This window comes from Eximiradius sp., assembly GCA_937127445.1.
GTDB lineage: Bacteria > Bacteroidota > Ignavibacteria > Kapaibacteriales > UBA2268 > JAKIZO01.
Map to the genome: position 1 here is coordinate 16,092 of CAKZLY010000015.1, position 13,751 is coordinate 29,842.

11 protein-coding genes are annotated in these 13,751 nt (G+C 34.8%); 10 read left to right on the forward strand and 1 reads right to left on the reverse strand.

From position 1 onward, the window contains the following. Nucleotides 1-22: 22 nt before the first annotated feature. Entirely contained in the window at nt 23-3,595 is a 3,573-nt protein-coding gene (gene nifJ, locus AC6QZF_RS04250) for a pyruvate:ferredoxin (flavodoxin) oxidoreductase (protein ID WP_499798632.1), read from the reverse strand. A 307-nt stretch (nt 3,596-3,902) separates the two neighbouring features. Between nifJ and AC6QZF_RS04255 the strand changes: the two genes are divergently transcribed. The 10 genes from AC6QZF_RS04255 (at nt 3,903) to AC6QZF_RS04300 (ending at nt 13,737) form a co-directional block, all read left to right on the forward strand. Beyond that, nucleotides 3,903-4,562, forward strand: a complete 660-nt coding sequence (locus AC6QZF_RS04255; RefSeq protein ID WP_499798633.1) for a phosphatidylserine decarboxylase family protein — start codon at nt 3,903-3,905, stop codon at nt 4,560-4,562. Continuing rightward, nucleotides 4,559-5,326 (forward strand): CDP-diacylglycerol--serine O-phosphatidyltransferase, encoded by a 768-nt coding sequence (pssA, locus tag AC6QZF_RS04260; RefSeq protein WP_499798634.1) that lies wholly within the window; start codon nt 4,559-4,561, stop codon nt 5,324-5,326. Before AC6QZF_RS04255 ends, pssA begins: the two co-directional genes overlap by 4 nt. Nucleotides 5,327-5,341: 15 nt before the next feature. Continuing rightward, the gene (meaB, locus tag AC6QZF_RS04265) at nt 5,342-6,448 is read left to right on the forward strand and encodes a methylmalonyl Co-A mutase-associated GTPase MeaB (RefSeq protein WP_499798635.1); all 1,107 of its coding nucleotides are present in this window, start codon (nt 5,342-5,344) and stop codon (nt 6,446-6,448) included. Then, complete coding sequence (gene rdgB, locus AC6QZF_RS04270; protein ID WP_499798636.1) at nt 6,445-7,047, forward strand: RdgB/HAM1 family non-canonical purine NTP pyrophosphatase; 603 nt, start codon at nt 6,445-6,447, stop codon at nt 7,045-7,047. The genes meaB and rdgB overlap by 4 nt, the downstream gene beginning before the upstream one ends. 123 nt (nt 7,048-7,170) lie before the next feature. Next, nucleotides 7,171-8,013: an undecaprenyl pyrophosphate synthase gene (gene uppS / locus AC6QZF_RS04275; RefSeq protein ID WP_499798637.1), complete on the forward strand. Its 843-nt coding sequence runs from the start codon at nt 7,171-7,173 to the stop codon at nt 8,011-8,013. Then, nucleotides 7,952-10,351: an outer membrane protein assembly factor BamA gene (gene bamA / locus AC6QZF_RS04280; RefSeq protein WP_499798638.1), complete on the forward strand. Its 2,400-nt coding sequence runs from the start codon at nt 7,952-7,954 to the stop codon at nt 10,349-10,351. Before uppS ends, bamA begins: the two co-directional genes overlap by 62 nt. A gap of 27 nt (nt 10,352-10,378) precedes the next feature. Further along, complete coding sequence (locus AC6QZF_RS04285; protein ID WP_499798639.1) at nt 10,379-10,918, forward strand: OmpH/Skp family outer membrane protein; 540 nt, start codon at nt 10,379-10,381, stop codon at nt 10,916-10,918. A 144-nt stretch (nt 10,919-11,062) separates the two neighbouring features. Beyond that, complete coding sequence (locus AC6QZF_RS04290) at nt 11,063-11,776, forward strand: OmpH/Skp family outer membrane protein (protein WP_499798640.1); 714 nt, start codon at nt 11,063-11,065, stop codon at nt 11,774-11,776. 9 nt (nt 11,777-11,785) lie between these two features. Further along, a complete protein-coding gene (gene lpxD, locus AC6QZF_RS04295; RefSeq protein WP_499798641.1) occupies nt 11,786-12,820 on the forward strand; it encodes a UDP-3-O-(3-hydroxymyristoyl)glucosamine N-acyltransferase in 1,035 nt (344 codons plus the stop codon). Between the two features lie 188 nt (nt 12,821-13,008). After that, complete coding sequence (locus tag AC6QZF_RS04300; RefSeq protein ID WP_499798642.1) at nt 13,009-13,737, forward strand: vWA domain-containing protein; 729 nt, start codon at nt 13,009-13,011, stop codon at nt 13,735-13,737. The last annotated feature ends 14 nt before the right edge of the window (nt 13,738-13,751 follow it).

The following is a 13,751-nucleotide window of genomic DNA, read 5'->3' on the forward strand; positions in this document are numbered from 1 at the left end:
AATTTATTAACTAATTGAATTATTAAGAAACACCATCAAACTTTCTATCGGCTAAATATTGATAGAATTTAAAACGATTTTCTACATTTTCTTGTGCCATTTTGTAGAATAATTTTGCTGCTTCGGGTTTGCTTTTGAGCAATATTTTGAAACGATTTTCCATATTCATATATTCTTCAACAGGCATTTTTGGAGAACGTGAATCCAAAATTAAAGGATTTTGTCCTAATCGAGTACGTTCAGGGTTATAGCGATATAGTAACCATTGACCAGAATCAACAGCTGCTTTTTGGTGTTCTAATGGTTTTTCCATATTAATACCGTGAGCTATACAGTGGCTATAAGCAATAATGATTGATGGTCCATTATATGCTTCTGCTTCAAGAAAAGCCTTGAGAGTATGGTCATCTTTTGCCCCCAAAGCAACAGAAGCTACATAAACAGTTCCGTAGGACATAGCCATTAGTCCAAGATCTTTTTTACCAGTAGGTTTTCCACCGAAAGAAAATTTTGCAACAGCGCTCAAAGGAGTTGCTTTAGAGGTTTGACCTCCAGTATTTGAGTAAACTTCGGTATCGAGAACTAAAACATTTATATTTCTATCTGATGCAAGAACATGATCGAGCCCTCCATAACCAATATCATAAGCCCAGCCATCGCCACCGATAATCCAGACAGATTTTTTAACGAGATAGTCAGCAACCACAAGCAAATTATTTACATCATCATTTTTCCCCATTAAATTAAGTTTCTCTTTGAGAGCTTGGACTCTTTCACGTTGTTTATTAATACCATCTTCGGTTGATTGATCAGCATTTAATAATTCATCGACAAGAGTTTCACCAATTTGAGAAGAAAGTTTTTTAAGAAGCATTTGTGCAACTTCATTTTGTTTGTCAATAGCAAGTCTGAAACCAAAACCAAATTCAGCATTATCTTCGAAAAGTGAATTAGACCAGGCAGGACCACGGCCATTATGGTCGTAACACCAAGGAGTTGTAGGCAAGTTACCGCCATAAATTGATGAGCAACCGGTAGCATTTGCAACAATCGCACGATCGCCAAATAATTGAGACATTAATTTAACGTATGGAGTTTCGCCACAACCAGCACAAGCACCAGAGAATTCGAATAGTGGACGCATAATTTGCTGCTGGCGAATTTGGGTAACTTTAATTTTTGATCTATCAATATCAGGGATTGATAGAAAGAAATCCCAGTTTATTGCTTCTTGCTTGCGCAGTGGGAGTTGTGGAGCCATATTTAATGCTTTCAAGCTGGTATTAGATTTATTTTTAGCAGGACAAGCTTCTACACACACACCACAACCGGTGCAGTCTTCCGGGGCCACCTGGATAGTATATTTTAACCCTTCGAACTCTTTATCTTTTGCATCAACAAATTTAAAGGTTTCGGGTGCATTTTCAAGATATGATGGATCGTAAACTTTAATACGAATAGTTGCATGAGGACAAACAATTGCACATTTACCACATTGAATACAAGTTTTTTCATCCCAAACCGGAATTTGCAGAGCAATATTTCGTTTTTCGTATTGAGTTGTTCCAGTTGGATAAGTTCCATCAACAGGGAAAACGCTAACAGGAAGATTGTCCCCACGACCAGCAATGATTTCGCCAAGCACTTCTTTAACAAATTTGGGAGCTGTATCGGGGACCGGAGCAGCGATGTCCCAATCGGCAGTAACTTCATTTGGAATTGGCACTTCAAATAAGTTCTCTAATGTATTATCAACGGCTCGAAGGTTCATTGCAACAACTTCATCACCTTTCTTACCATAAGTTTTGATAATAGATTTCTTAATAGCTTCGATAGCCTGTTCTTTTGGAAGAACACCAGAAATGGCGAAGAAACAAACTTGCATTACAGTATTAATTCTGCGCCCCATTCCGCTATTTTCTGCAACTTTCTGTGCATCGATAGCATAAACTTTTATCTTTTTATCAATAATCATCTTCTGTTGAGAGCAAGGAATAGTATTCCATACTTGGTCAATCGGGAATGGAGTATTAATTAGGAACACACCACCAGGGACAAGCTTCGAGATAAAGTCAGTTTTTTCAAGGAAAACAGTTTGATGACAAGCAACAAAATTAGCGTGTGAAACTAAATATGGAGCGCGAATAGGTTCGGGTCCGAAACGCAAGTGTGAAACAGTCATGGTACCGGCTTTCTTTGAATCGTATACAAAATAACCTTGTGCATAGAAATCAGTTTCATCGCCTATAATCTTGATAGAGTTTTTGTTTGCACCGACCGTACCATCTGAACCAAGACCGTAGAAGAGTCCACGAAAAACATTGTCAGGCTCAATATTAAAGTTTTCGTCGTATTCAAGGCTTGTGAAAGTAACATCATCTTTTATTCCAACTGTAAAGTGATTTTTTGGGTTTTCGCTTTGAGCATTTTCGAAGATAGCTTTAACCATTGCAGGCGTAAATTCCTTAGAACTTAAACCGTATCTTCCAGCTAAAACTTTAGGCATAGATTTAATTGAACCATAACCTTGTGCCAATCCTTCGTGGAGAGCAGTAATAACATCAAGATAGAGCGGATCGCCAATTGCGCCTGGTTCTTTTGTTCTATCCATAACAGAGATGGTTTTACAAGTTGAAGGAATTGCTTCCATAAAACGTTTAATGTCGAAAGGACGATAAAGGCGAACTTTAATAACACCTGTTTTTTGTCCTTCTTTGCTATTGAGATACTTGCAAGTTTCCTGAACAGTTTCGGAAGCAGAAGCCATAATAACAATTATATGTTCAGCGTTCTCACCGCCTTCGTATTGGAAAATCTTATACTGACGACCTGTAAGTTCGGCAAATTTATCCATTTGTTGCTGAACAATATCAGGACAAGTTTTGTAGAATTTATTGTTAGTTTCGCGATTTTGGAAGAAAACATCTGGATTCTGGGCAGTACCACGAATAACTGGTCTATCTGGAGAAAGAGAACGTAAACGATGTTGGTGAACGAGTTCATCAGGTATCATTTTATGCATCACATCTTCGCTAATTAGTTCAATCTTTGAAACTTCGTGAGAAGTACGGAAGCCATCGAAGAAATGCAAAAATGGAACTCTTGAATGGAGCGTAGAAGCTTGTGCAATCAAGACAAAATCCATTACTTCTTGAACTGATGCCGAAGCAAGAAAGGCAAAACCAGTCGAGCGTGCACTCATAACATCGCTATGATCACCAAAAATTGAAAGGGCATGCGTAGCAAGTGCACGAGCGGTGATATTAAAGACAGTAGGAGTAAGCTCACCAGCAATTTTAAACATATTAGGAATTTTAAGAAGTAATCCTTGGGAAGCAGTAAAAGTGGTAGTCAAAGCGCCTGCTTGAAGAGAGCCGTGAACTGCACCGGCAGCACCGCCTTCGCTTTGCATTTCACAAACTGTCGGAACAATTCCCCAAATGTTTTTTATACCTTTTGCAGCCCATTCATCTGCCCATTCGCCCATATTAGAAGAAGGAGTAATAGGATAGATAGCGCACACTTCATTTACTCTGTATGCAACATAAGCCGCTGCTTCGTTGCCATCAATTGTAGTGAATACTTTTTCTTGCATTAAAACAACTCCTCAAATTTGATATTCAAAAAAGATTTATTTTTATATTAATTTTAATCTGCAAGATAACAAACTTATAGTAAATATTTAGAGATTTTTTTATTTAAATTAATGTTAAGTTATTAAAAAACAAATAATTAGTTTCAACTAACAATCTTGTTCACAGATTATTTTTAACACATTTATGAAAAATCAAGTAACAAATTATCAGCTTTGACGTTGTAGTTGTATATGTACAAATCGTATGAATTTTGCTGTTCTCAAAAAAAATATTACTTTTGTATTTGCAAATAATTGAAAAAGTGATATGCTTACAAAATATGGAACTGATAATATAATAGTGATGCTCATTATTGGTGGAATTTTAATATTTTCACCTATTATTGTTTCTCATAAATATTTAGGGATTGTTCTATTTACTGTGGGTTTGCTATTAATTTTATTTACTTTCTGGTTTTTTAGGGACCCCGAAAGAAAAGTACCAGAAGAAGCGAGAATTGACAAATCTTTGGTATTATCACCAGCAGATGGCAAAGTAGTAGAAATAGTTGAAGAAGACGAAAATTTTTACTTAAAAAGCAAAGCTCGGCGGATTAGTATATTTCTTTCACCACTGGATGTTCACGTCAACAGAGTACCTGCAACGGGAGAAATCGAGTTTTATGATTATAATCCGGGGAAATATTTAGTAGCTTATCACCCAAAATCATCAGAACTAAACGAACAATCAAGAATTGGATTAAAGACGCCATATGGGAAAATATTTTTCAAACAAATTGTAGGAATTCTTGCTCGGAGGTTGGTGTGCGAGTTAAAGGTTGGAGATAAGGTAAACGCTGGTGATAAATTTGGTATGATGAAGTTTGGTTCGAGAATGGACGTAATGGTGCCACTAAGCGCAGAAGTGTTAGTCAAAGTTGGTGATAAAGTAAAGGCTTGCGAGACAATAATCAGCAAATTAAAATGAGAAAGATTAGACTACGCATAACTCGTTCTGTTGTCCCAAATTTGCTAACTCTTGGGAATTTGTTTTCTGGGTACACAGCAATTATATATTTAACAAACAATAACATTAAAGCAGCAGCAGCATTTGTTTTGCTTGCAGGAATATTCGATATGCTTGATGGAATTACCGCAAGGTTAATAAATGCGGCGAGCGAACTTGGGGCTGAACTCGATTCTTTGTGTGATGCAGTTTCATTTGGAGTAGTTCCTTCGTTTATGCTGTATAAGGTATTTTTCTACCAATTGGGTGAATTTGGGATTTTACTTTCATCATTCCCGGCTTTGGGAGGAGTACTTCGACTTGCAAGATTTAATATATTGCTATCAACATTTGAGGATAAACTATATTATCGAGGAATGCCAATACCTTCGGCAGCAATAACAATTATTTCATATATTATTTTTCATCATTTTGATACAAATTTAAGTGACCAATTAAGATATATTATACCGTACATTTTAACAATTGCCGTCCCTTTGCTGATGGTATCAAATATTAAGTTTGATAATTTACCACGCCCCACCAAGCGCTCTTTTCAGGAAAGACCGTTTGTATTTGTGCTTTTTATAATTGCGTTTATTGCTATTTTGCTTTCGAAAGGGCATCTTATTTTTCCATTTATGATTTTCTACATTATTGCAAGCAGCATAAGACACTTTATTAATTGGATAAAAGTAAATTCAATTCCAATTGATGAGTTTGACGAAAATATTGAAGATGAATAAACTAAAAGTTGCAAAATGAGTAATAAAACCTACAAACCTGAGTGGCAGCCAGAAAATGCAGGCAAAGAATACGCTTCATTTGTTATGCCGGGAGTTGAAATAAATCCAACCGTTAAAAAGACATACAAAGCGAAAAAAGTAAAATTAACTGTTGATGAATATGTTAAGGGTGTTTTAGAACAGAATATTACAATTTTTTCTAAAACAATCACATTAATTGAGAGTAATTCCGAAGAACACATAAAAATCGGACAAGAAGTACTGAAGAAAATATTACCATACACTGGGAAATCAGTCAGAATAGGTATTACTGGTTCGCCCGGTGCAGGGAAAAGCACATTTATTGAAGCATTCGGCACATATCTTTGCAAGCAGGGATTAAAAATTGCTGTGCTTGCAATTGACCCAAGCAGTACAATTACCAAAGGTTCAATATTAGGCGATAAAACACGAATGGAGATGCTCTCGCGTGAACCAAATGCCTTTATACGACCTTCTCCTTCGGGTGGAGCCTTAGGTGGAGTAACACGCAAAACAAGAGAAACTATTCTCTTGTGCGAGGCAGCAGAATATGACGTTATTTTAATCGAAACTGTGGGAGTTGGACAGAGTGAAGTAACTGTTCGTTCTATGGTTGATTTCTTTATGTTGCTTTTGATACCTGGCTCCGGTGATGAATTGCAAGGTATAAAAAAGGGAGTTGTCGAACTCGCTGATTTGCTCATTGTTAATAAAGCTGATGGAACAAACGTGGAAAAGGCAAAAGTTACCTGCCATCAATACTCAATGGCATTGAACATGTTGCAACCAGCCACACAAGGATGGAAAACTCATGCTGTTACTGCATCAGCACTCACAGGAAAAGGAATTCCTGAAATCTGGACCGAGATTAATAGATTTGTTGATACAACTAAGCGGTTGGGAGTATTCGACCAACGTCGTAGGCAACAAACTCTCGAATGGGTTTATACTATTATCGAGGAAGAACTAAGAAAGAGATTCTTCAATAATCCTGATATTTCAGCAGTGTTACCTGAGATTGAAAAAAATGTACTTTCAGGTGAATTGACTCCAACTAATGCAGTTAATCAGTTGTTAAATATATTTTTTAAAAACCAATGAAATTATTAGTTGCAACAAACAATAAACATAAATTATCTGAAATCAAGCAGATATTAGATTTATTATCCTGCAATAAAATAGATTTATTATGTTCTACTGATTTTGGTAAAAAAATTGTTCCGCAGGAAATTGGAACAACTTATTATGAAAATGCTACAATAAAAGCAAGAGTTTTTTTTCAAGAATTCAAAATAAGTACTATTGCTGATGATTCGGGTTTAGAGATTGATTTTTTAGATGGAAAGCCTGGTGTGTTTTCTTCGTGTTTTGCAGGAGAAGAGGGAAATCACAATGAAAACAGGAAAAAAGTGATCGAAATATTGCAAGAAGCTAATTTAAAAGAGGCAAAAGCTCGATTTAGATGCGTTATTTGTTACATTGATAATAATGAAGAATTTTTTGTAGAAGGAACTGTGGAAGGCAAAATCATTCCAGAAGAACGTGGAGAAAATGGATTTGGTTATGATTCGATGTTTATTCCCGATGGCTTCGAAAAAACATTCGCCGAAATGACAGACAATGAAAAGAATAGAATTAGCCACAGAGCAAATGCAATAAAAAATCTTGTTGAAAAATTAAAATCCGACAACATTCTTTAAGTTTTCAACGTAAAATTATATAATCTAAAATGTAAGGATAAATACGCAAATTAATTATTTGAATATTACTTGAAATAACAATAAATTTGTATTTTACAATTAATAACAATCAAGATTACAAAAGTGGGAAATAATTGGTTAATCGAACAAAAAGAAGATGATAAATTAAAGCAAGAAGCCCTGCTGCAGCAAGGTAAATTGCCTCATCACGTTGCTGTAATTATGGATGGTAATGGTCGATGGGCAACAGAAAGAAACTTGCCAAGGATTGCCGGGCACAAAGAAGGCATTGAAAGCGTGCGCGAAATTGTTAAAGCTTCGTCGCAGCTGGGGATTGGATATTTGACTTTATATGCTTTTTCAATAGAAAACTGGAAAAGACCATCTGCCGAAGTGCAGGGTTTGATGCTTTTGCTTGAACATTATCTAAAAACAGAAATTGATGAATTACACAGCAATAATGTTAGATTTCTGACAATAGGTAAGTTAAGCTCACTACCGAAGAATGTGCAAAAGTTAATAAAGTCGGCTCAGGAAAAAACAAAAAATAATAAAGGACTTACGTTAACTTTGGCTTTAAGTTACAGCGGTCGGTGGGATATTGTTCGTGCCGTCCAAATGATAGCATTAGATGTTCGGCGCGGGAAAATATCACCAGAAGATATAAGCGAGGAAAAATTCTCATCATATCTTCAAACAAATAGTTTGCCTGCCCCAGATTTAGTAATTCGAACAAGTGGAGAAATGAGATTAAGTAACTTTTTATTATGGGAAGTAGCTTATAGTGAGTTTTACATAACGAACAAATATTGGCCTGATTTTCGAAGAGAAGATTTTTATAATTCTATAGAAAGTTATATGCAAAGAGAGCGACGTTTTGGTAAAACATCATCACAACTGAGAGATGAAAAGTCAAGTTCAGCTTCAAATTACATTCAATGGGTTGTCAATGCGCTTAAAAAGTAGGATACTGTTATTAATATCTTTTTCATTGATATTTATTTGCCAAAATATTTTCGCTCAAACTGAATTAACTATTTCGGGTATTTCTGTTGAAGGAAATATTTTCTCTCATTCAGAAACAATTATAGCGTTAAGTGGGCTCAGAGTAGGCGATAAAATTACAATTCCAGCTGACGACAAATTACAGGTTGCAATAAAGAATTTATGGAAGCGCAAACAATTCGAAGATGTTCGTATAGAAGTTGATAGAATAACACCATCTGGGGTTTTCTTGGTAATAAAGGTGAAGGAGCTACCGAGATTAAACAAGTTAATAATCGAAGGGAATGATGAAATAAAAGAAAAAGACATTGTTTTAGCAGCTGGAAAAGTTCGAGGAGATGTGGTTTCTCAATATGATTTGTATTTGATACGGAAAAGTGTTAAAAGTTTATACGCAAAAGAAGGACTGGCATTTGCGGAAATTGAAACAAAACTTGAAAAATCAGATACTTCTGATAGATTTTATGATTTATACATTGTTATAGACGAAGGGCAAGATTACAGAATTCGCAGTATCAAGTTTATTGGCAATAAAGAATTATCTCAAAGTGATTTGAAAGGAGCATTCGATAAAACACTGGAAAAAGTATGGTGGAAATTTTGGAGAAGTGCTAAATTTAACTTCGAAGATTACCAAAAAGATAAAGAATTATTAAAGAAGTTTTTCAAGAAAGAAGGCTTTTTGGATGCTGATATAATTAGAGATACAGTAATTTTCAGCGAAGAGAAGAAGGGAATTTTTATCGAAATTGAAATATACGAAGGGAATAGATATTATCTACGAGATGTTACTTTTGTTGGGAACACTATTCAGAGCAGTGAAGCACTTAAAAGAAGATTGGAATTCGACAAAGGTGACGTGTATAACGATGAAAAATTTATGATGAACCTACAAGGCAATCAGGAATCAACTGATGCTTTGTCATTATATATGGATAATGGGTATCTACAAGCGAGAATGGAACCTAAAATCAAAAAAGTTGCTCACGATTCAGTAGATGTGGAAATAGTGGTATTCGAAGGCGATAGATTTAAGATTGGCAAAGTGGAAATTGTAGGGAATGATAAAACAAAAGATAAAGTAATAAGACGTGAGCTATACACTCGGCCTGGTGATTATTTCGACAGGTCTGCAATTATTAGAAGTGTGCGTGCGCTTGGAGTAATGAACTATTTTAACCCGGAAGCATTAAAACCTGATGTACAGCCATCATCGGTCGATGCAACTTCTGTTGATATAATCTATAAAGTTGAGGAACGTTCAACTGATACTTTTAACGCAGCTATTGGATTTGCTGGTTCGTATGGACTTACTCTATCTGCTGGTATAACACTGAATAATTTTTCTATCACAGAACCTCTACAAGGTGGTGGAGGACAAATATTTAATTTCAATGCAGAAATTGGACAAATTACAAAATATAGAAATTTAAGTCTTGGATTTACAGAACCCTGGCTTTTTGACGAACCTACAACTGTTGGTTTTAATATTTTTGACTCTTATTATAATTATTACTACAACATACGCAGAACTGGATTAGCAATTAATTTTGGAAGACGTTTCAAATGGCCTGACGACTATTTTCGCGGGGACTGGGGGCTTAGAATTCAAAGAAACGATATTCAAACTGAAAGTTCGTATTATTATAGACCGGGTAAATACACGGAGGTTACCATATCGCAAAGAATTTCAAGAATTAGTTTGAATAATCTTTTCTTCCCTACTGTTGGGAGCAAATTTTCGTTTTCAACCGATTTTGCAATGGGTGCAATCGGAATTGGTGCCACTGATTTTTTGAAAAATGAGCTCAACTACGATACATATCTGCCGTTGGTTTCAATTGGGGGTAATGATAGAGTAGTGCTGTATTTAGGCTCAAAGTTAGGGTATATATCAGGATTGAAAACAGATACAACTTTATCACCAATTGAATTGTATTTAATGGGCGGAAATGGTTTAAGTGGATTTGGTGTAACACCGCTTCGCGGGTACGAAGATAATTCAATTGGTATTTCAACAGGGAGTAAAGTATTAGCAAAATACACCGCCGAGTTGCGTTTTGCGTTGTCGCTAAGTCCAATGCCGATATATGTTTATGGATTTGCTGAGGCTGGAAACGTATGGAAAGAACTCAGGAAAACTGACCCTTTCGATTTGAAAAGAGCGGCAGGTGTAGGAATTCAAATGTTTATCAATCCAATTGGTATTTTTGGATTTAGCTACGGATATGGTTTCGACCCTGTAACAGGAGGCACATCACCATCAGGTTGGAGATTTTTGTTCCATTTAGGTCAATAATTTTTTTACAATACAATAGGAGAATTTATGAAAAAATCACTTTTAATTTTTGGAATTTTTGTACTTTTAGGTCTTAACATTTTTGCACAAAAAAATCAACCGCAACAAACAGGAATAAAAATTGCAGTTGTTGATATAGAAACAATTGTAAAAGAACTTCCCGAAGCAGCCGAAGCAGATGCAAGATTGAAGGAAATGGGAACAAAGTGGCAAGATACAATTATTGCCTGGCGAAAAGACCTTGAAGCAAAGTTTCAGCAATATCAAAAGCAGAAAGGAATGATGAACGCTGATGCACAGCAGAAAGAAGAAGAAAGCCTTCAGATGTTAAATATGAAAATATTGCAATATCAGGAAGATAAATTCGGCAATCAGGGAGAACTCGCTGCAATGAGAGAAATGTTTTTGGAACCTATTAGAAAAAAAGTAAGAACTGCAATTGAAGAAGTTGCTCGCGAAGAAGGTTTCAATTATGTTTTAGATAAAGGTTCTTCCGCAGTATTATATGCCGAAAACAAATTTGATATTACATATAGAGTTTTAGATAAAATAAAAAGAAATAAGTAACTTTTGCTATTATCGCTATTATCATAATTGGTAGGGGCACGTAAAGTGTCTCTACTAATATTTAGAAAAAGGGTAATTTAAAATTTTTTGAGGGCTGTTATTGATTAATTATATTACTTATTTCTGAGATTTTTAGGAAATAAAATGCAAAAATATCTTAAGTTATTGGTTTTTGCTATTCTCTTTTTGACATTTAACAATAATATTTTCTGCCAAAAAGTTGGTTTTGTATCGAGCGAAACGATAAGAAAAAACTTCGCAGAAGCGAAAGCTGCAGAGCAGCGAGTTCAAACTATTGTAGATGAATGGAAAAGAGAACTTGCAGCAATGAAAAAGCAAATAGAAGATTTAGAATTTGAGATAAAGAAAAATCGACTGATTTGGACTGATACCGAGCGTTCTGGCAAAGAAAAAGAATTGCAAGAACTAATATCTAAACGTGAAAAGTATGCAAAAGAGAAATTTGAACCAGGTGGTGAATATGATTTGGTAGTTAAAGAAGTAATGAAACCGATTGAACAAAAAATATATGCAGCTATTCAAGATGTAGCAGCAGCTGAAAAGTACGATATTATTTGGGATCAAAGCACTCAACCACTTACTTACGTTAATTTTAAATATGATATTACAGTAAAGGTACTTAGAAGATTAGGAGTAGATGTTTCTCAACTTGAAAAAGAATTAGACCAAAAGATTAAAAATGACCCTCGTAATCAAGAGCAAGAAGAAAAACCAACGGATAGAACTCGTAGAAGAAGCAGAACCACTCAAACGACCGAACCACAAAAGCAAGAGGAAGGAACTGTTCCTCCTGAAGAAAAAGAAAAAATTCAACGCGAACTTGAAAGAAAACAATAAAGGTTAAATATGTTTAATTTAACAGTAGAACAGATAGCAAAAATTGTAAATGGTCAAATCGAAGGCAACAATGATATTGTAATAAAGAAATTACAGAGAATTGAAGATGCTAACGAAGGTGATTTGACCTTTTTAGCACGAATGGAATATGAAAAATATCTTGTTAACTCAAATGCTTCGGCAGTAATTGTACCTATTAATTATAAAAATTCTCCAAAGGGAAATCAAGCTTTCATACGCTGTGAAAAACCATATGAAGCATTTGTTTCTCTAATAATGCATTTGGAGAGCATACGGAATACACCAAAAAGATTTATTCATCCAACAGCAGTAATTGCCGAAGGAATTAAAATCGGCGAGGATGTTCAGATTGGTGCCCATTGCGTGGTTTCCAAAGGTTGTTCAATTGGGGACAACACAGTATTGATGCCAAATGTTGTGTTATATGAAAATGTCAGTATCGGCAAAAATACAATGGTTCATTCTGGTGTTGTATGCTATCAAGATGTTCAAATTGGGAACAATTGTATAATCCATGCCGGCGCAATAATTGGTGCAGATGGATTTGGATTTTTAGAAAATAAGGAAACAGGTGAATTTACAAAAATACCTCAAATTGGGAATGTCATTATACACGATGATGTTGAAATTGGTGCTAACACAACAATTGATAGAGCACTTCTTGGCAGTACAATTATTGAGAAAGGTGTAAAGATTGATAATTTAGTGCAGGTTGGGCATAATTGCACAATTGGCGAAAACACAGGGATAGCAGCACAAACCGGTGTATCAGGCAGCACCAAAATCGGCAAACGAAATAGAATTGGCGGACAGGTTGGCTTTGCTGGTCATCTTGAAACAACTGATGATGTATCGTTTATTGCTCAATCAGGGGTATCAAAATCAGTTAGCAAGCCGGGCATATATTTTGGTTCTCCGATTAAAGAGAAAATGCTTGCATTTAAAATTGAAGCTTGTTTGAGGCAACTACCAGATTTATTCGCTGAATTCGATAAGATAAAGAACGAATTAAAAATTAAGTAATAATAATCTTTATAATGAATGAAGAGTTACTATATTTTGCTATACTTTTCGTCTATTCATTTGTTATAATATATTTGTTTATAAAGTATTATTTTTGGAAAGTTCGATTAACAAAGGAAATTTCGCCTCATAAAAGTGTAAAAAAAATCAAAATATTGCTTATAGTCAAATTCTCATTACTTTTTGCGATGGGAATTTTTTTTCTAAAATTATATTTTGATAAAAGCACAACATTTAATACAGACGAAAAAGAGATAGTAATTACAATAGATGTTTCGAGTAGTATGCTTGCTGGTTTTCAGAACGTAGAACGATTGCAGGCAGCAAAAGACATTGCTGAAGAAGTTGTTCAATTGTTTGAAGCTAATTATTCGATTGTTGCATTTGCAGGAAATGCTTATATAGTGTATCCACTCTCTCAGGACAAATCACAATTGATTGAAACGATAAGAAACTTATCTCCGAATAATTTTTCTTTTCAAGGGTCAAATTTAGAGAAAGCGATTGAAAAATCCCTTTTAGCATTTTCAAAGGTGAATTCCGATAAAACAATCATAATATTGTCAGATGGAGAAATTTTTGATGGAAATAGCGAAAAATATATTGATTATTTTAAAAAACAAACTATAAAGTGCTTTTTTGTCTCTATTGGGGATGGGGAAAGTCAAGTGGTTAAGCCAGAAATATGTAAATATGTGGATAAAGAATTCACAACAAAGTCTAACCACAATCAATTTAAGGAACTTGCAAACTTGTATAAAGGCTTTCACTTTAAAGTAGATGAATTAACAAAAGCAAATAATTTCACAAATTATTTGAAGTCTAAAATGCAAAATCAAAGATATTCGTTATATTCTTATGAAAAAGCAATACTTTTGTTTATGTTATTGCTTCTTATTTTTATTGTGCGATTATAAAAAAAATAACTAAA

Bases quoted from the DNA above. Each gene is read 5' to 3' on its own strand.
- AC6QZF_RS04290 (WP_499798640.1), top strand. From the start codon at position 11,063: ATGCAAAAATATCTTAAGTTATTGGTTTTTGCTATTCTCTTTTTGACA.
- meaB (WP_499798635.1), top strand. From the start codon at position 5,342: ATGAGTAATAAAACCTACAAACCTGAGTGGCAGCCAGAAAATGCAGGC.
- nifJ (WP_499798632.1), bottom strand. From the start codon at position 3,595: ATGCAAGAAAAAGTATTCACTACAATTGATGGCAACGAAGCAGCGGCT.
- rdgB (WP_499798636.1), top strand. From the start codon at position 6,445: ATGAAATTATTAGTTGCAACAAACAATAAACATAAATTATCTGAAATC.
- pssA (WP_499798634.1), top strand. From the start codon at position 4,559: ATGAGAAAGATTAGACTACGCATAACTCGTTCTGTTGTCCCAAATTTG.
- AC6QZF_RS04255 (WP_499798633.1), top strand. From the start codon at position 3,903: ATGCTTACAAAATATGGAACTGATAATATAATAGTGATGCTCATTATT.
- bamA (WP_499798638.1), top strand. From the start codon at position 7,952: ATGAAAAGTCAAGTTCAGCTTCAAATTACATTCAATGGGTTGTCAATG.
- AC6QZF_RS04285 (WP_499798639.1), top strand. From the start codon at position 10,379: ATGAAAAAATCACTTTTAATTTTTGGAATTTTTGTACTTTTAGGTCTT.
- lpxD (WP_499798641.1), top strand. From the start codon at position 11,786: ATGTTTAATTTAACAGTAGAACAGATAGCAAAAATTGTAAATGGTCAA.
- AC6QZF_RS04300 (WP_499798642.1), top strand. From the start codon at position 13,009: ATGGGAATTTTTTTTCTAAAATTATATTTTGATAAAAGCACAACATTT.